Origin of the sequence: Pseudomonas sp. 15A4, assembly GCF_016925575.1 — a bacterium.
Classification (GTDB): domain Bacteria; phylum Pseudomonadota; class Gammaproteobacteria; order Pseudomonadales; family Pseudomonadaceae; genus Aquipseudomonas.
The window spans coordinates 89,914-108,709 of sequence record NZ_CP068986.1 but is presented as its reverse complement, the minus strand read 5'-3'; the positions used below and the strand labels follow the sequence as shown (position 1 = coordinate 108,709).

Annotated in this window: 13 protein-coding genes, 2 tRNA genes and 3 pseudogenes; 17 read left to right on the top strand and 1 reads right to left on the bottom strand. The window is 57.9% G+C overall.

Annotation, left to right across the window (positions count from 1 at the left end; genetic code table 11):
* The first annotated feature begins 110 nt into the window (after positions 1–110).
* From carA to greA, 3 genes and pseudogenes are all read left to right on the top strand, one after another.
* The gene (gene carA, locus JN403_RS00475) at positions 111–1,247 is read left to right on the top strand and encodes a glutamine-hydrolyzing carbamoyl-phosphate synthase small subunit (protein ID WP_122535418.1); all 1,137 of its coding nucleotides are present in this window, start codon (positions 111–113) and stop codon (positions 1,245–1,247) included.
* A gap of 122 nt (positions 1,248–1,369) precedes the next feature.
* Positions 1,370–4,590, top strand: a pseudogene (gene carB, locus JN403_RS00470) (carbamoyl-phosphate synthase large subunit).
* Entirely contained in the window at positions 4,587–5,063 is a 477-nt protein-coding gene (gene greA / locus JN403_RS00465; protein WP_122535420.1) for a transcription elongation factor GreA, read from the top strand. Before carB ends, greA begins: the two are co-directional and overlap by 4 nt.
* Before the next feature lie 180 nt (positions 5,064–5,243).
* Here the strand turns inward: greA and JN403_RS00460 are convergent, their stop codons facing one another.
* Positions 5,244–5,552, bottom strand: a complete 309-nt coding sequence (locus JN403_RS00460; RefSeq protein ID WP_205484785.1) for a YhbY family RNA-binding protein — start codon at positions 5,550–5,552, stop codon at positions 5,244–5,246.
* Positions 5,553–5,659: 107 nt separating this feature from the next.
* Here JN403_RS00460 and rlmE point away from each other — a divergent pair.
* The 14 genes and pseudogenes from rlmE to rpsO all read left to right on the top strand — a co-directional run bounded on the left by rlmE (position 5,660) and on the right by rpsO (position 18,730).
* Positions 5,660–6,309: pseudogene (gene rlmE / locus JN403_RS00455) on the top strand (23S rRNA (uridine(2552)-2'-O)-methyltransferase RlmE).
* Between the two features lie 189 nt (positions 6,310–6,498).
* A complete protein-coding gene (gene ftsH / locus JN403_RS00450; protein ID WP_122535421.1) occupies positions 6,499–8,409 on the top strand; it encodes an ATP-dependent zinc metalloprotease FtsH in 1,911 nt (636 codons plus the stop codon).
* A gap of 8 nt (positions 8,410–8,417) precedes the next feature.
* Positions 8,418–9,269 carry a dihydropteroate synthase gene (gene folP / locus JN403_RS00445; RefSeq protein WP_205484784.1) on the top strand — a complete coding sequence of 284 codons (852 nt, stop codon included), beginning with the start codon at positions 8,418–8,420 and terminating at the stop codon, positions 9,267–9,269.
* A gap of 16 nt (positions 9,270–9,285) precedes the next feature.
* Positions 9,286–10,629: a phosphoglucosamine mutase gene (gene glmM / locus JN403_RS00440; protein ID WP_205487194.1), complete on the top strand. Its 1,344-nt coding sequence runs from the start codon at positions 9,286–9,288 to the stop codon at positions 10,627–10,629.
* A gap of 66 nt (positions 10,630–10,695) precedes the next feature.
* Entirely contained in the window at positions 10,696–11,451 is a 756-nt protein-coding gene (gene tpiA, locus JN403_RS00435; RefSeq protein WP_205484783.1) for a triose-phosphate isomerase, read from the top strand.
* Between the two features lie 4 nt (positions 11,452–11,455).
* Positions 11,456–11,839 carry a preprotein translocase subunit SecG gene (gene secG, locus JN403_RS00430; RefSeq protein WP_122535425.1) on the top strand — a complete coding sequence of 128 codons (384 nt, stop codon included), beginning with the start codon at positions 11,456–11,458 and terminating at the stop codon, positions 11,837–11,839.
* Between the two features lie 44 nt (positions 11,840–11,883).
* Positions 11,884–11,969: transfer RNA gene (locus tag JN403_RS00425), tRNA-Leu, on the top strand.
* A gap of 97 nt (positions 11,970–12,066) precedes the next feature.
* Positions 12,067–12,143: transfer RNA gene (locus JN403_RS00420), tRNA-Met, on the top strand.
* 127 nt (positions 12,144–12,270) lie between these two features.
* Positions 12,271–12,729: a ribosome maturation factor RimP gene (gene rimP, locus JN403_RS00415; RefSeq protein WP_163022007.1), complete on the top strand. Its 459-nt coding sequence runs from the start codon at positions 12,271–12,273 to the stop codon at positions 12,727–12,729.
* 59 nt (positions 12,730–12,788) lie between these two features.
* Positions 12,789–14,270 (top strand): transcription termination factor NusA, encoded by a 1,482-nt coding sequence (gene nusA / locus JN403_RS00410; protein ID WP_065987602.1) that lies wholly within the window; start codon positions 12,789–12,791, stop codon positions 14,268–14,270.
* A gap of 27 nt (positions 14,271–14,297) precedes the next feature.
* Positions 14,298–16,825, top strand: a pseudogene (gene infB / locus JN403_RS00405) (translation initiation factor IF-2).
* 161 nt (positions 16,826–16,986) lie between these two features.
* Positions 16,987–17,388, top strand: coding sequence for a 30S ribosome-binding factor RbfA (gene rbfA, locus JN403_RS00400; RefSeq protein WP_122535428.1), 402 nt, complete (start codon positions 16,987–16,989; stop codon positions 17,386–17,388).
* 3 nt (positions 17,389–17,391) lie between these two features.
* Positions 17,392–18,309 carry a tRNA pseudouridine(55) synthase TruB gene (truB, locus tag JN403_RS00395; RefSeq protein WP_205484782.1) on the top strand — a complete coding sequence of 306 codons (918 nt, stop codon included), beginning with the start codon at positions 17,392–17,394 and terminating at the stop codon, positions 18,307–18,309.
* A gap of 151 nt (positions 18,310–18,460) precedes the next feature.
* Positions 18,461–18,730: a 30S ribosomal protein S15 gene (gene rpsO / locus JN403_RS00390; protein WP_037015114.1), complete on the top strand. Its 270-nt coding sequence runs from the start codon at positions 18,461–18,463 to the stop codon at positions 18,728–18,730.
* Positions 18,731–18,796 lie beyond the last annotated feature (66 nt).

Here is an 18,796-nt window from a genome sequence, read left to right as displayed (position 1 = left end):
CTAAAAGCGCGCAGATAATTCTATGAAAAAAGCGGGGTGACGTGTCTATACGTCATTCCGCTTTTTACAACCTGCGATCGCCCTTTCAGGCTTTATTACGGGAGGTCTTCTTGACTAAGCCAGCCATACTCGCCCTTGCTGATGGCAGCATTTTTCGCGGCGAAGCCATTGGTGCCGACGGTCAAACCGTTGGTGAAGTGGTGTTCAACACCGCAATGACCGGCTATCAGGAAATTCTTACCGATCCTTCCTATGCCCAGCAAATCGTCACCCTGACTTACCCGCACATCGGCAACACCGGCACTACACCGGAAGATGCTGAGTCCGACCGCGTCTGGGCGGCGGGTCTGGTGATTCGCGACCTGCCACTGGTTGCGAGCAACTGGCGTAACAAGATGCCCCTGGATGAGTATCTGAAAGCCAATAAAACCGTTGCGATTGCGGGCATCGACACGCGCCGTCTGACGCGCATCCTTCGTGAGAAGGGCGCTCAAAATGGCTGCATCATGGCTGGCGACAACATTTCCGAAGAGGCAGCCATCGCGGCAGCAAGAGGTTTCCCAGGTCTGAAGGGCATGGACCTCGCCAAGGAAGTCAGCACCAAAGACACCTACGAGTGGCGCTCCACGGTCTGGAACCTGCAGTCCGACAGCAGCCCCGAAGTCGCCGCAGCCGACTTGAAGTACCACGTGGTCGCCTGGGACTACGGCGTCAAGCTGAACATCCTGCGCATGCTGGTGGAGCGCGGTTGCCGTGTAACGGTCGTACCGGCGCAAACCCCGGCCAGCGAAGTGCTTGCGCTCAAGCCGGACGGTATTTTCCTGTCCAACGGCCCTGGCGATCCGGAACCTTGCGACTACGCCATTCAAGCGATCAAGGATGTGCTGGAGACCGACATTCCGGTGTTCGGTATCTGCCTGGGTCACCAACTGCTGGCGCTCGCCTCCGGCGCTCGGACCATCAAGATGGACCTGGGCCACCACGGCGCCAACCACCCTGTTCAGGACCTCGACACAGGCGTGGTCATGATCACCAGCCAGAACCATGGTTTTGCGGTGGACGAAGCGACCTTGCCGAGCAACGTTCGCGCGATTCACAAGTCGCTGTTTGATGGCAGCCTGCAGGGCATTGAGCGCACCGACAAGGACGCGTTCAGCTTCCAGGGTCACCCTGAAGCGAGCCCGGGCCCGACTGACGTCGCGCCGCTGTTCGATCGCTTCATCACAGCCATGGACAAACGCCGCTGAGGCTGCCTTGCGACTGTAGCGAACAGGTGACCGCGGCGGACCGGACCCGATCCGACAGCCCGCCCGGCACCTGAGATGTTCAAGACGGCTTGCCGACTGACACAGGATTCGAGTGACAACCCATGCCAAAACGTACAGACATTAAAAGCATCCTGATTCTTGGCGCTGGCCCGATCGTGATCGGCCAGGCCTGCGAATTCGACTACTCCGGCGCCCAGGCCTGCAAGGCCCTGCGCGAAGAGGGTTACCGCGTCATTCTGGTCAACTCGAACCCGGCCACCATCATGACCGACCCGGCCATGGCGGATGCGACCTACATCGAGCCGATCAAGTGGGCGACCGTCGCCAAGATTATCGAAAAAGAACGCCCTGACGCGCTGCTGCCAACCATGGGCGGCCAGACCGCACTGAACTGCGCACTGGACCTGGAGCGCGAGGGCGTTCTGGAGAAGTTCGGCGTTGAAATGATCGGCGCCAATGCCGACACCATCGACAAGGCTGAAGACCGCTCGCGTTTCGACAAAGCCATGAAATCCATCGGCCTGGCGTGCCCGCGTTCCGGTATCGCTCACAGCATGGAAGAGGCCAATGCAGTCCTCGAAAAGCTGGGTTTCCCGTGCATCATTCGTCCGTCCTTCACCATGGGCGGCACCGGTGGCGGCATCGCGTACAACCGTGAAGAGTTCGAAGAAATCTGCGCCCGCGGTCTCGATCTGTCGCCGACTAAAGAGCTGCTGATCGACGAGTCGCTGATCGGCTGGAAAGAATACGAAATGGAAGTTGTCCGCGACAAAAAGGACAACTGCATCATCGTCTGCTCCATCGAAAACTTCGATCCGATGGGCGTCCACACTGGCGACTCCATCACCGTTGCGCCAGCACAGACGCTCACCGACAAGGAATACCAGATTCTGCGTAACGCCTCGCTGGCGGTTCTGCGCGAGATCGGCGTCGAAACGGGCGGCTCCAACGTTCAGTTTGGTATCTGCCCTGACACCGGCCGCATGGTTGTGATCGAGATGAACCCACGGGTTTCTCGTTCTTCTGCACTGGCGTCCAAGGCTACCGGCTTCCCGATCGCCCGAGTGGCAGCCAAGCTGGCTGTTGGCTACACGCTGGACGAGTTGCAGAACGAAATCACCGGCGGCAAGACCCCGGCGTCGTTCGAGCCGTCGATCGACTACGTCGTCACCAAGCTGCCGCGCTTTGCGTTCGAGAAGTTCGCGAAAGCTGACGCGCGTCTGACCACTCAAATGAAATCGGTCGGCGAAGTCATGGCCATCGGCCGCACGTTCCAGGAATCCCTGCAGAAAGCCCTGCGCGGCCTTGAAGTGGGCGTCAGCGGTCTCGATCCGAAGCTGGACCTGAGCAATCCGGAAAGCATGAGCATTCTCAAGCGCGAACTGACGGTTCCGGGTGCCGAGCGCATCTGGTACGTAGCCGACGCTTTCCGTGCCGGCATGACGGTTGAACAGATTTTCGGCATGAACATGATTGACCCCTGGTTCCTGGTGCAGATCGAAGATCTGATCAAGGACGAGGAGAAGGTCAAGACTCTCGGTCTGTCGGCGATTGACCGCGACATTATGTATCGCCTCAAGCGCAAGGGCTTCTCGGACGCACGCCTGGCCAAGCTGCTGGGTGTGACCGAGAAAAACCTGCGCACGCACCGTCACAAGCTGGACGTGCTGCCGGTCTACAAGCGCGTTGACACCTGCGCCGCCGAGTTCGCCACCGACACTGCGTACATGTACTCCACGTACGAGGAAGAGTGCGAAGCCAACCCGACGAATCGCGACAAGATCATGATTCTGGGGGCGGTCCGAACCGCATTGGCCAGGGCATCGAGTTCGACTACTGCTGCGTGCACGCTGCGCTGGCGCTGCGGGAGGACGGGTACGAGACCATCATGGTCAACTGCAACCCGGAAACCGTATCGACCGACTACGACACCTCCGACCGGCTGTACTTCGAGCCAGTGACCCTGGAAGACGTGCTGGAAATCGTCCGCGTCGAGAAGCCGAAAGGCGTGATCGTTCAGTACGGCGGGCAGACCCCGTTGAAACTGGCTCGCGCGCTGGAGGCCGCAGGCGTGCCGATCATCGGCACCAGCCCGGACGCCATTGACCGTGCAGAAGACCGCGAGCGCTTCCAGCAAATGGTTGAGCGACTGAACCTGCGTCAACCGCCAAACGCTACGGTGCGCAGCGAAGACGAAGCGATTCGGGCCGCTGCGAAAATCGGCTACCCGCTGGTGGTGCGTCCGTCCTACGTACTGGGCGGCCGTGCGATGGAAATCGTCTACGAAGAAGACGAGCTCAAGCGCTACCTGCGTGAAGCGGTTCAAGTGTCCAACGACAGCCCGGTCCTGCTTGACCACTTCCTCAACTGCGCGATCGAAATGGACGTTGATGCGGTCTGCGACGGTACCGACGTGGTGATCGGCGCAATCATGCAGCACATCGAACAGGCCGGTGTTCACTCCGGTGACTCGGCATGCTCGCTGCCACCGTATTCGCTGCCGGCGCATATCCAGGACGAAATGCGTGAGCAGGTCAAGAAAATGGCCCTGGAGCTCGGCGTTGTCGGCCTGATGAACGTGCAACTGGCATTGCAGGGCGAAGATATCTACGTCATTGAAGTGAACCCGCGCGCCTCGCGTACGGTGCCGTTCGTTTCGAAGTGCATTGGTGTTTCGCTGGCAATGATTGCAGCTCGCGTCATGGCCGGTAAAACGCTGAAAGAACTTGGCTTCACCAAAGAAATCATTCCCAATTTCTACAGCGTGAAAGAGGCGGTATTCCCGTTCGCCAAGTTCCCGGGCGTTGACCCGATCCTCGGCCCTGAGATGAAGTCGACCGGTGAAGTCATGGGCGTCGGTGACACCTTCGGCGAAGCCTTCGCCAAAGCCCAGATGGGCGCCAGTGAAGTGCTGCCGACTGGCGGAACGGCGTTCATCAGTGTGCGTGATGACGACAAGCCCTTGGTGGCAGGTGTTGCAAGCAGCTTGATCGAGCTGGGCTTCGACATCGTTGCAACCGCCGGCACTGCGCGCCTGATCGAAGAGGCCGGTCTGAAAGTTCGCCGCGTCAACAAGGTGACCGAGGGCCGTCCACACGTGGTCGACATGATCAAGAATGACGAAGTCACGCTGATCATCAACACCACCGAAGGTCGTCAGTCCATCGCCGACTCCTACTCCATTCGCCGCAATGCCCTGCAGCACAAGATTTACTGCACTACGACCATTGCTGCGGGCGAGGCCATCTGTGAAGCGCTGAAGTTCGGTCCTGAAAAAACCGTGCGCCGCTTGCAGGATCTACACGCAGGACTCAAAGCATGATCAAGTACCCAATGACCGTTCAGGGCGCTCGCGCCCTGGAAGAAGAACACGCACACCTGACCAAGGTGGTTCGTCCCAAGCTCAGCCAGGACATCGGGACTGCGCGTGAGCTGGGCGATCTCAAGGAAAACGCCGAATACCACGCCGCTCGGGAACAGCAGGGCATGGTCGAAGCGCGCATCCGCGACATCGAAGGCCGGATCCAGAATCAGGTGATCATCGACGTCACTACCATCCCTCACACTGGCAAGGTGATCTTCGGCACGACGGTCGAAATTGCCAACGTAGAGACGGACGAGCGCGTCACCTACCATATCGTGGGCGAGGACGAAGCTGACTTCAAACTGGGCAAGATTTCGGTAGGTTCGCCGCTTGCTCGCGCGTTGATTGGCAAAGAAGAGGGCGATGTCGTCGCTGTGAAAACACCGAGCGGTGTGATCGAGTACGAAATCGTGGAAGTGCGTCACGTTTGATGATCGACACCCGCATTGCGCGGGTGTTGATTCAGGCAGCCGGTTCGAAGGTCATTGGTTGATCTTTCGAGCCGGCAGTCGCAGCTCTGGTATGACCGGGATCTGCCGGGTTGGCGCTCATCTTTGCAGGTGGGCACCGAATCGGAAGGCCAGCGCTCATCGCTCGCTGACCTGACAAGATCAGTTGAAGCGGTGGACGTTGGACAGCTGCTTGTTGACCTTCGGATTCTTGCGGTAGATCAGCGCCATTTTGCCGATGACCTGCACCAGATCGGCCTTGCCGATTTTGCACAATTCAGCGATGGCTGCCAGGCGACTTTCGCGGTCGAGGATGTTGAGCTTGATCTTGATCAACTCGTGATCGCCCAGCGCGCGCTCCAGTTCGGCCAACACACCTTCAGTCAGACCATTGTCCGCCACCATCAACACCGGTTTCAGATGGTGACCAATGGATTTGTATTGTTTCTTCTGCTCTTGAGTGAGCGGCATAATCTGACCTCTGCGTCTGATCTTGTAAAAAGCGGCGGCCAGTTTACCCGAGCGAGTCCGGGACCGCCCGGTTAATCGCGACTCGTCCTAATTTTTTGAGGTGCTCCGTGGCACGTTCCAAAACCAGCCATAACTGGCTTAAAGAACACTTCGACGACAAGTACGTCAAAATGGCGCAGCGGGACGGCTACCGTTCCCGTGCCAGTTACAAGCTTCTCGAGATCCAGGAGAAAGACAAAATCATTCGTCCCGGCATGACGGTCATCGACCTGGGCGCAGCGCCGGGGGCTGGTCCCAAGTGACCAGTCGTCTGATTGGTGGTCAGGGCCGTTTGATTGCATCGGACATTCTGGAAATGGACAGCATCCCCGACGTGACCTTCATCCAGGGGGATTTCACCCAGGATGAAGTGCTCGCCCAGATCCTCGAGGCTGTGGGTAATACGCAGGTAGACCTTGTGATTTCCGACATGGCCCCCAATATGAGTGGATTGAGCGCTGTGGATATGCCGCGCGCGATGTTCCTCTGTGAACTGGCGCTGGATCTGGCCGGCCGTGTACTGCGTCCTGGTGGGGATTTCCTGATCAAGGTCTTCCAGGGTGAGGGCTTTGACGTGTACCACAAGGACATCCGCAAGTTGTTCGACAAGGTGCAGATGCGCAAGCCTTTGTCGTCGCGGGACCGGTCCAGGGAGCAATATTTGTTGGGTCGCGGGTTTCGCGGCATAGAAGGATCGGCAAGCGATGAGCGCCTTTGATCAAGCGATAGCTTTTTTCAAATAGCTTAATCAAGGGAGCGTAACCAACATCGCGTAGTCAAAGTTTCACAAAGGGTTACAGACGCCGCCTGCCACGCCTGTAGGATCTGTAGTACGTTAGGCCGGTAAATATCATGCGAGGCACGCTCCAGCGTGGAGCTTGCTTCAGAGGGTAGCTAATTGAACGATATGGCAAAGAATTTGATCCTGTGGTTGATCATCGCGGCGGTTCTCGTGACCGTGATGAACAACTTCTCCAGTCCTAACGAGCCGCAGACCCTCAACTATTCCGAATTCATCCAGCAGGTGAAGGACGGCAAGGTGGAGAAAGTTGCCGTTGATGGTTACGTCATCACCGGCAAGCGCAGCGATGGCGACTCCTTCAAGACCATCCGACCGGCTATCCAGGATAACGGTCTGATCGGTGATCTGGTCGACAACAACGTTGTGATCGAAGGCAAGCAACCAGAGCAGCAAAGCATCTGGACTCAGCTTCTCGTCGCCAGCTTCCCTATCCTCGTGATTATTGCCGTCTTCATGTTCTTCATGCGCCAGATGCAAGGTGGTGCAGGTGGTAAGGGCGGCCCGATGAGCTTTGGCAAAAGCAAAGCGCGTCTGCTGTCCGAAGATCAGGTGAAGACGACACTGGCTGACGTTGCCGGTTGTGATGAGGCCAAAGAAGAAGTCGGCGAGCTCGTCGAGTTTCTGCGCGACCCGGGCAAGTTCCAGCGCCTGGGCGGTCGCATCCCTCGTGGCGTCTTGATGGTGGGCCCTCCGGGTACTGGTAAAACCTTGCTGGCGAAAGCCATCGCGGGTGAAGCCAAGGTACCGTTCTTCACGATTTCCGGTTCTGACTTCGTAGAAATGTTCGTCGGTGTTGGTGCAAGCCGGGTCCGTGACATGTTCGAGCAGGCCAAGAAGCATGCGCCTTGCATCATCTTCATCGACGAAATCGATGCGGTAGGTCGTCACCGTGGCGCCGGCATGGGCGGCGGTCATGATGAGCGTGAGCAGACGCTCAACCAATTGCTGGTTGAGATGGACGGCTTTGAAATGAATGACGGCATCATTGTGATTGCCGCCACCAACCGTCCAGACGTCCTCGACCCGGCACTGCTGCGTCCAGGCCGTTTCGACCGTCAGGTGGTCGTGGGCTTGCCCGACATCCGCGGTCGTGAACAGATTCTCAAAGTACACATGCGTAAAGTGCCAATGGGTGACGACGTTCAGCCAGGCGTGATTGCTCGTGGTACTCCGGGGTTCTCCGGTGCCGATTTGGCAAACTTGGTCAACGAGGCATCGCTATTCGCCGCTCGTACGGGTAAGCGCATCGTCGAGATGAAAGAGTTCGAGTTGGCGAAAGACAAGATCATGATGGGCGCCGAGCGCAAATCGATGGTCATGTCCGACAAAGAGAAGCGGAACACGGCGTACCACGAGGCAGGTCATGCAATCGTTGGTCGCGTCGTGCCAGAGCATGATCCGGTTTACAAAGTGTCGATCATCCCTCGCGGTCGTGCGTTGGGTGTCACGATGTTCCTCCCCGAAGAGGATCGCTACAGCCTTTCCAAGCGTGCATTAATCAGTCAGATCTGCTCGCTGTACGGTGGGCGTATTGCGGAAGAAATGACACTGGGCTTCGATGGGGTGACCACTGGTGCTTCCAACGACATCATGCGGGCCAGCCAGATCGCTCGGAACATGGTCACCAAGTGGGGTCTTTCCGAGAAGCTGGGTCCGTTGATGTATTCGGACGAAGACGAAGGCGGGTACCTCGGCCGTGGTGGCGGAGGTCAGAATTCCAGCCTCTCCGGTGACACGGCACGTCTTATCGACTCTGAAGTGCGCAGCATCATTGATCAGTGCTATGGCACGGCCAGACAGATCCTCACGGATAATCGTGACAAGCTGGAAGCGATGGCTGACGCGCTGATGAAGTACGAAACCATCGATGCCGAGCAAATCGACGACATCATGGCAGGCCGCACACCACGTGAGCCTCGTGATTGGGAAGGTGGCTCCGGAGATTCCGGTACTCCAATCGCGCCTGTAGGTCCGCGTCCGGAATCGCCGATTGGCGGCCCTGCTGCTGAACACTAAGGTCTGACATGACTTCTGCGCTTCACCCGACCCGGTTGCCTTGCGGCAACCGGGTTCTTGATTTATCCCGCACGCATGTGATGGGAATCCTCAATATCACTCCTGATTCGTTCTCGGACGGCGGGCGCTTTGCGCAGCGCGACCTCGCGTTGCGTCATGCCGAAGCAATGATGCTGGCGGGCGCGACCTTGATCGATGTCGGTGGAGAGTCGACTCGCCCTGGTGCGCGATCTGTTTCTCCTGTTGAAGAGCTGGAGCGTGTGGCCCCTGTCGTCGAGGCGATCAGCGCCGAGCTGGATGTCATTATCTCAGTGGATACCTCAACGCCGGCTGTCATTCGCGAGACGGCGCGACTGGGGGCAGGTCTCATCAACGATGTTCGCTCGCTGCGTCGAGACGGGGCGCTGGACGCCGCTGTGGCGACGGGTCTGCCAGTCTGCCTCATGCACATGCGCGGCGAGCCGACGGACATGCAGAATGATCCTCACTATACTGATCTGGTCGGCGAAGTCAGTTCCTTCCTGCGCGAGCGGATGGAGGAGTGCGTCGCGGCAGGCATTCCGGTTGAGAACATCATCCTCGACCCGGGATTCGGGTTTGCCAAAACTCTCGAGCATAATCTGAGCCTCTTCAAGCATATGGAGGCGCTCCATGCCTTGGGCCGTCCGCTGCTGGTCGGCGTCTCTCGCAAGAGCATGATCGGCAAGGTTCTCGACAAGCCTGTTGATCAGCGTCTAAATGGTGCGCTGGCGCTGGCCGCCATGGCGATGGTCAAAGGCGCAAAAATCCTGCGTGTGCATGACGTCCCGGAGACGGTAGACGTGGTGCGTATGATTGCTGCTGTTGAATCAGCTAAATAAGAAATCTGGAGCACCCATGAGCACAAAAAAATACTTCGGTACCGACGGTATCCGCGGACGTGTAGGCCAATTCCCGATCACCCCTGATTTCATGCTGAAATTGGGATGGGCAGCAGGGATGGCCTTCCGGAAAATGGGCGCATGCCGGATTCTGGTCGGCAAGGACACACGTATTTCGGGCTACATGTTCGAGTCGGCGCTTGAGGCAGGTTTGTCCGCAGCCGGAGCGGATGTGATGCTGCTGGGTCCGATGCCGACGCCTGCAATTGCTTATCTGACGCGTACGTTTCATGCCGAAGCGGGCATCGTGATCAGTGCGTCGCACAACCCGCACTACGACAATGGCATCAAATTTTTCTCCGGGCAGGGCACCAAGCTGCCTGATGAAATCGAACTCATGATCGAAGAGCTCCTCGACTCGCCTATGACGGTCGAGGAGTCAGATAAGCTGGGCAAAGTGTCGCGTATTAACGACGCTGCGGGCCGTTATATCGAATTTTGTAAGAGCAGTGTTCCGACCAGTACTGATTTTGAGGGGCTGAAGCTCGTTGTCGACTGTGCCCACGGTGCAACGTACAAAGTGGCGCCAAACGTGTTCCGTGAGCTTGGCGCCGAGGTGACCGTGCTGTCGGCGGCCCCCAACGGGCTCAACATCAATGACAACTGCGGCTCCACCCACATGGAAGCGCTGCAGGCTGCCGTTGTGGAGCATGGCGCTGACCTGGGCATCGGTTTTGACGGTGATGGCGACCGCGTGCTGATGGTCGACCACACCGGCGCGATCGTCGATGGCGATGAACTGCTTTACATCATCGCGCGTGACCTGCAGGAGCGAGGCCAGTTGCAGGGAGGTGTCGTCGGCACCCTGATGAGCAACCTCGGGCTGGAGCTGGCACTCGCGGATCTGGACATTCCGTTCGTGCGCGCCAACGTGGGCGACCGTTATGTCATCGCCGAGCTGCTGGAGCGTGACTGGCAGGTGGGCGGCGAGAACTCGGGTCATGTCGTGTGCTTCCGGCATACCACGACGGGGGATGCGATCATCGCCGCGCTTCAGGTGCTGCTGTCGATGAAGCGTACCGGTCAGAGCCTGGCGCAGTCGCGTTCAGGTTTGAAGAAATGCCCTCAGGTACTGATTAACGTGCGCTTTGAGGGTGGAGGCGTTGATCCGGTCAAGCACCCTGCTGTCATTGAAGCGTGTGACCGCGTGACCGCCGCCATGGGCGGGCGTGGGCGTGTTCTTCTGCGCAAGTCCGGTACCGAGCCGCTGGTGCGGGTAATGGTCGAGGGCGAGGACGAAATCCTGGTCCGTGGGTATGCCGATGAACTGGCAAAACTGGTTGCTGAAGTTTGCTCCTGATTTCGGCTTGCCAGTGTTGAAACTGTTGGGTAACATCTGCGCCCACTTTGACCGACGAGGTACAGCATGCGTCGCCCTATGGTAGCTGGTAACTGGAAGATGCACGGTACCCGCGCCAGCGTCGCTGAGCTGATCGAGGGTCTTGCAAATCTCGCCCTTCCGGGTGGCGTAGATGTGGCGGTCTTCCCGCCGAGCCTGCACGTGAGTCTTGTGGTTGATTGCCTGGAAGGGCAGTCGGTTTCTGTTGGTGCGCAGAATTGCGCCCATCAAGCCGGGCAAGGCGCGTTGACCGGAGAAGTGTCGTCGACTCAGTTGGCGGATGCAGGCTGCAAGTTTGTGCTTGTTGGGCACTCAGAGCGTCGCCAGGTAATGGGCGAAAGCAATGAAGTACTCAATCGCAAGTTTGAGGCTGCCCAGGCAGCGGGTCTGACTCCGATACTGTGCATCGGCGAGACGCTCGAAGAGCGCAAGGCGGGCAAGACGCTTGAAGTTGTCGGGCAGCAGCTGGACAGCATCATCGAGGAGCTTGGCATCGGTGCTTTCGTTAATGCGGTAGTCGCTTATGAGCCAGTCTGGGCCATCGGTACCGGATTGACTGCTTCGCCGGAACAGGCCCAGGAAGTGCACGCAGCGATTCGTGCGCAGTTGATGAAAGAGAATTCTGAAGTCGCACAAGGTGTGCGTCTTCTATATGGCGGCAGCGTGAAGGCGGCCAATGCGGCCGAACTGTTCGGCATGCCGGATATCGATGGAGGCCTCATTGGTGGTGCCTCCCTGAATGCAGATGAGTTCGGTGCGATCATTCGCGCCGCGGGAAACTGAAAAAATGCTGGAAACAGTCGTAGTCGTTCTTCATCTGCTGGGTGCTCTGGGCGTTGTTGCTCTGGTTTTGCTGCAGCAGGGCAAAGGTGCTGACGCTGGCGCATCTTTTGGGGCAGGTGCATCAAATACTGTGTTTGGTGGGCAAGGTTCCTCTACCTTTCTCAGTAAACTTACTGCTATACTTGCCGCCTGTTTCTTCATGACTAGCTTAGGGTTAGGTTACTTTGCTAAAGAGAAAGCTCACCAGCTGACTCAAGTAGGTTTGCCAAATCCAGCGGTACTGGAAGTGAAGCAAAAGCCGGCAGCAGATGATGTTCCGGTTCTGGAAGGGCAACAGAAACCAGCTGCAGTACCTGCTGATGTTCCTGTCACTCCAGAGCAAAAGTAATAACGGATTCGCAGCTGTTTTTGGGGCTGCAAAAGAGTTGTAATGCCGAGGTGGTGGAATTGGTAGACACGCAACCTTGAGGTGGTTGTGCCCATAGGGTGTAGGGGTTCGAGTCCCCTTCTCGGTACCAATTAACAAGAAAGCCCGCAGTAGCGGGCTTTCTTGTAGGTGGATGTGTCGGATTGACCCAAATTTGGATCGGTCGTATACTTCCGCCCCAGCTTTGTCGCGGGGTGGAGCAGTCTGGTAGCTCGTCGGGCTCATAACCCGAAGGTCGTTGGTTCAAATCCAGCCCCCGCAACCAGTTTTAGCGGAGCCCCTTTTCAGGGGCTTTTTGTTAGCTGGACACTTTATGACGCCGCTTTTCGCCGGCGTTTTCATGATTGGGCTTTTGCCCATTTTTTATTTGCAGCATGCACGAGGGGGTTCAGGTGTCGAGCAAGCTAGAAGAGTTGCAGGCCTTGTTGGCCCCGGTGGTCGTGGCCCTAGGCTATGAATGCTGGGGTATCGAGTATTCGTCTCAAGGGCGTCACTCGATGTTGCGCGTCTATATCGATAAAGAAGGCGGCGTGTTGGTGGACGATTGCGCGATCGTCAGCCGTCAGATCAGCGGTATTCTGGATGTGGAAGATCCGATCAGCTCCGAATACACGCTCGAAGTTTCCTCTCCAGGCATGGAACGCCCACTGTTCACGATTGAGCAGTTTGCCGAGTTTGCCGGGGCACAAGTGAAGATAAAGCTGCGTTCGCCGTTTGAAGGTCGACGCAACTTTCAAGGCCTTCTCCGCGGGGTGGAGGAGCAGGACGTCGTGGTTCAGGTTGAAGATCACGAGTTTCTGTTGCCGATCGATCTGATCGACAAAGCCAACATTATTCCCACGTTTGACTAAGACGTGCCAGATACAGCGGATCCCGCGGATCCAATGGCTTGCGAAAGGCGAGGCGTACGATGAGCAAAGAAGTACTGCTGGTTGTTGAATCGGTATCCAATGAAAAAGGCGTACCGGCCGATGTGATTTTTGAAGCGCTTGAGATAGCTCTGGCCACGGCCACCAAGAAGCGTTTTGAAGATGAAGTAGACCTGCGTGTCGAGATTAATCGTCAAACAGGTGCCTATGAGACTTTCCGTCGCTGGACCGTCGTCGAAGAAGACGACCTCGACGACCCGGCTATCGAAACGTGGCCGAGCAAAGTTGCCCTGACGCACCCGGGCGCCAACGTTGGCGACGTAGTAGAAGAAAAGATCGATTCCATCGAGTTCGGCCGCATCGCTGCGCAAACTGCCAAGCAAGTCATTGTGCAGAAAGTTCGCGAAGCTGAGCGAGCTCAAGTCGTGGACGCCTACCGTGAGCGTCTGGGCGAAATCATTTCCGGCACTGTTAAAAAAGTTACACGTGACAATGTCATCGTCGACCTTGGTAACAATGCCGAAGCCCTGCTGGCGCGTGAAGACATCATTTCGCGGGAGACTTTCCGCGTGGGTGTCCGCGTCCGTGCATTGCTCAAAGAGATCCGCACCGAAAACCGCGGCCCTCAGCTGATCCTGTCGCGTACCGCGCCGGAAATGCTGATCGAGCTGTTCCGGATTGAAGTTCCGGAAATCGCCGAAGGACTCATTGAGGTGATGGCTGCCTCCCGTGATCCTGGTTCGCGTGCAAAGATCGCAGTTCGCTCCAAGGACAAACGCATTGACCCGCAAGGCGCGTGCATCGGCATGCGTGGTTCTCGCGTGCAGGCTGTTTCCGGCGAGTTGGGCGGCGAACGTGTGGATATCGTGCTTTGGGACGATAACCCGGCGCAGTTCGTCATCAACGCCATGTCGCCTGCCGAAGTGGCAGCGATCATCGTTGATGAAGATGCCCACGCCATGGACATCGCTGTAGGCGCAGACAACCTCGCCCAGGCGATTGGCCGTGGTGGCCAGAACGTGCGTCTGGCCAGTCAGCTGACTGGCTGGACCCTTAACGTGATGACCGAATCGGACATCCAGGCCAAGCAGCAAGCGGAAACCGGCGACATCCTGCGCAACTTTATCGACGAGCTGGAAGTCGATGAGGATCTCGCTCAGGTTCTGGTAGACGAAGGCTTCACCAGCCTGGAAGAGATTGCCTACGTACCGTTGGAAGAAATGCTCAACATCGACGGCTTTGACGAAGACACCGTCAACGAGCTTCGCGCTCGTGCCAAGGATCGTTTGTTGACTAAAGCCATCGCTACTGAGGAAAAGCTGGCAGACGCCCATCCGGCCGAAGACCTGCTCTCGCTTGAGGGTATGGACAAGGATTTGGCGATGGAACTGGCGGTGCGCGGCGTAATTACCCGCGAAGACCTGGCCGAGCAGTCTATTGACGATCTGCTCGACATCGACGGCATTGACGATGATCGTGCCGGCAAGTTGATCATGGCCGCCCGAGCCCATTGGTTCGAGTAAGTAGATGCGGCCTGAGGAGAGAAGTGCATGACGCAAGTCACGGTGAAAGAACTGGCCAAGACGGTCGACACACCGGTAGAGCGCCTGTTACAGCAGATGCGTGAGGCAGGTTTGCCGCACAACGCCGCCGAACAAGTTGTGACCGATATCGAAAAGCAAGCCCTGTTGACGCACCTGAAAAGCGGTCACAAGGCCAAGGTGGAAGAGCCGCGCAAGATCACTTTGCAGCGCAAGACCACCAGTACCCTTCGCGTTGCTGGCAGCAAAAGCATCAGCGTTGAAGTACGTAAAAGAAAGTCTTTGTTCAGCGCAGCCCGGAAGAAATCGAAGCCGAACGCAAGCGCGAGCTGGACGAACGTCGTGCGGTAGAAAACGCCGCTCGTCAAAAGGCTGAAGAAGAATCCCGCCAGCGTGCCGAAGAAGAAGCGCGCCGTCAGCCTTCGTCGGGTGCCCCCGCTGCCGAGGCTGTTGCAGCGCCGGCACCGGCTCCGCAAGCTGCCGAGCCAGCCCGGGAGACTCCGGCTGCGGCACCTGCTGCACCTGTCGCCGATCGCAAGAAAGACGAACAGCGTCGCCCTGACAAGCCACGCAACGACGATAACAATCGTCGTAGCGGCGGCGGTGGTGATGGCGATCGCAAGAACGCCCCGCATCGCGCATCGGTTAAGGAAAAGGCGCCAACGCCACGCGTTGCTCCTCGTACTACCGACGAAGAAAGCGATGGCTTCCGTCGCGGCGGTCGTGGCAAGGCCAAGCTGAAGAAGCGCAACGCGCACGGTTTCCAGAGCCCGACCGGCCCTGTCGTTCGTGAAGTGAAGATCGGCGAAACCATCAGCGTGGGCGATCTCGCCCAGCAGATGTCGGTCAAAGCTGCCGAGATCATCAAGTTCATGTTCAAGCTGGGTACTCCGGCCACCATTAACCAGGTTCTGGATCAGGAAACTGCCCAGCTGGTCGCTGAAGAACTGGGCCACAAAGTGACCCTGGTCAGCGACACCGCGCTGGAAGATTCCCTGGCCGAGTCCCTGAAGTTTGAAGGTGAGACGTTCTCCCGTGCGCCGGTTGTAACGGTCATGGGTCACGTTGACCACGGTAAAACTTCGCTGCTCGATTACATCCGACGCGCCAAGGTGGCTGCTGGCGAAGCCGGTGGTATCACCCAGCACATCGGTGCATACCACGTAGAAACCGAGCGTGGCATGGTGACGTTCCTCGATACCCCGGGTCACGCTGCGTTTACCGCAATGCGTGCTCGTGGTGCCAAGGCAACCGACATCGTGATTCTGGTTGTCGCTGCAGACGACGGCGTGATGCCGCAGACCATCGAAGCCGTGCAACACGCCAAGGCTGCCGGTGTTCCGCTGGTCGTTGCCGTTAACAAAATCGACAAGCCGGGCGCCGACCTGGACCGTATCCGCAGTGAGCTGTCCGTTCATGGCGTAACGTCCGAAGAGTGGGGCGGCGAGACACCTTTCGTCTCGGTCTCCGCGAAGATGGGTACCGGCGTGGACGAGCTGCTTGAAGCCGTTCTGCTGCAGGCCGAAGTTCTGGAATTGATGGCAACGCCGTCGGCTCCGGGCCGTGGTGTTGTGGTTGAATCGCGTCTGGACAAGGGCCGTGGCCCGGTTGCCACTGTTCTGGTTCAGGACGGTACGCTGCGTCAGGGCGACATGGTTCTGGTTGGCTCCAACTACGGTCGCGTTCGGGCAATGCTCGACGAGAACGGCAAGCCAATCAAGGAAGCCGGTCCGTCGATCCCTGTCGAGATTCTCGGCCTGGATGGTACGCCGGACGCTGGCGACGAGATGAGCGTTGTTGCCGACGAGAAGAAAGCCCGTGAAGTGGCTCTGTTCCGTCAAGGCAAGTTCCGCGAAGTCAAGCTGGCCCGTGCTCACGCCGGCAAGCTGGAAAACATCTTCGAGAACATGGGTCAGGAAGAGAAGAAGACGCTCAACATCGTCCTCAAATCCGATGTCCGTGGTTCTCTGGAAGCGTTGCAGGGTGCATTGAATGGCCTGGGTAACGACGAAGTGCAAGTGCGCGTAGTGGGCGGCGGTGTCGGTGGTATCACCGAAAGCGACGCCAACCTGGCACTGGCCTCCAACGCTGTACTGTTCGGCTTCAACGTGCGTGCCGATGCTGGCGCGCGCAAGATCGTCGAGCAGGAAGGTCTGGATATGCGTTACTACAACGTCATCTACGACATCATCGAAGACGTCAAGAAGGCCCTCACCGGCATGCTTGGCAGTGACGTTCGGGAGAACATCCTGGGTATCGCTGAAGTCCGCGACGTGTTCCGCTCGCCGAAATTCGGCGCGATCGCAGGTTGCATGGTCATTGAAGGCGTTGTCTTCCGTAACCGTCCAATCCGTGTACTGCGTGAAGACATCGTTATCTTCGAAGGCGAGCTGGAATCCCTGCGCCGCTTCAAGGATGACGCTTCCGAAGTACGTGCCGGCATGGAATGCGGTATCGGCGTCAAGAGCTACAACGACGTCAAGGTCGGTGACAAGATCGAAGTCTTCGAGAAGGTCCAAGTGGCTCGCAGCCTCTAAATCGCGAGCTTCAGGAGTCATGGCTTGCGCCGCATGAAAATGCCAGGCGTCGGTCATGGACTCTAAACGCAACGCCCGGTCCGGCTCTCGCCAGGCCGGGCGTTTGCCGCTTTCAGACCACATGGCTTTTGCCATGGGTCAGCAGTGACAGGTAACAAGACATGGCAAAAGAATACAGCCGTACCCAGCGTATCGGCGATCAGATGCAGCGTGAGCTGGCACAGCTGATCCGTCGTGAAATCAAAGACCCCCGCGTGGGGCTGGTCACCATCACCGCAGTGGACGTCAGCCGTGATGTCGGTCACGCGAAAATCTTCATGACCGTGATGGGTCAGGACAGCGCCGAAGAAATCGCACAGTCCATCAAGGTGCTCAATGCTGCTGCAGGATTCCTGCGTATGCAGCTGGCCCGTGAGATGAAGCTGCGCAGCGTTCCGCAGCTACATTTCCATTACGACGAAAGCGTTGCCCGTGGCGCGCACTTGTCGGCCTTGATCGAGCGTGCCGTGGCTGAAGATGGTCAGCACCAAGCCGCACCCAAGCAAGACGGTCCGGAGGAATAAGGCGTGGCTCAGGTCAAGCGTATTCGCCGTAACGTCAGCGGGATCATCCTGCTCGACAAGCCGCTGGGCTTCACTTCCAACGCCGCGCTACAAAAAGTGCGCTGGTTGCTCAACGCAGAAAAAGCCGGCCACACCGGCAGTCTTGATCCGCTGGCGACCGGCGTTCTGCCGCTGTGCTTCGGTGAGGCGACAAAGTTTTCGCAGTACCTGCTCGACTCCGACAAGGGTTATGAAACCCTGATGCAGCTTGGCAAGACCACCACCACGGCCGATGCCGAGGGTGAGGTCCTGCAGACGCGGCCTGTGACCGTTGGTCGTTCGGATATCGAAGCGGTGCTTCCGGCATTTCGCGGGAATATCAGTCAGATACCGCCCATGTACTCCGCCCTCAAGCGCGACGGTCAGCCGTTATACAAGCTGGCCCGAGCTGGGGAAGTGGTGGAGCGCGAACCGCGTTCTGTTACTATTGCGCGCCTGGAATTATTGACGTGTGAAGGTGAGACCGCTCGTTTGGCTGTCGACTGCACCAAAGGCACCTATATTCGTACCCTTGTGGAAGATATCGGTGAGAAGCTGGGTTGCGGTGCATACGTCGCTCAGTTGCGTCGCACCCAGGCCGGCCCTTTCACGCTGGCCCAGACGGTAACGCTGGAAGAGCTGGAAGCGGTGCATGCCGAAGGTGGTAATGAGGCGGTTGATCGCTTCCTGATGCCATCGGACAGCGGGTTGCTGGATTGGCCGTTGTTGCAGTTCTCGGAGCACAGTTCGTTTTACTGGTTGCATGGTCAACCCGTCAGAGCCCCCGACGCGCCGAAGTTTGGCATGGTGCGGGTGCAGGATCATGAAGGACGCTTCATCGGGATCGGTGAAGTGAGTGAAGACGGGCGCATTGCGCCGCGTCGACTGATTCGGTCAGAGTGACCGGACCCGTCGCGGCAGGGTTTCCTGGCACGGCGGTACGAGGGTGGCTGTTAACAGGCATGGTCACTCCTCACATTTAAATACGAGAGTCAGCTCTCGGCCTGTTGAAGCCGTCTCCCAGGAGCGGTTTCTTGATAAAAGGAATGCCCACATGGCACTCAGCGTTGAAGATAAAGCTCAGATCGTAACCGACTACCAGCAAGCTGTTGGTGATACTGGTTCGCCAGAAGTGCAAGTTGCACTGCTGACCGCCAACATCAACAAACTGCAAGGCCACTTCAAGGCCAACGGTAAGGATCACCACTCCCGTCGTGGTCTGATCCGTATGGTAAACCAGCGTCGCAAGCTGCTGGATTACCTGAAAGGTAAGGACGTTAGCCGTTACAGCGCCCTGATCGGTCGTCTGGGTCTGCGTCGCTAATAACGACTCGGATAGAGGTTGGTTGTTCGTCATGCTCCGCTGGTTTTACCAGTGGGCTGGCGGGCT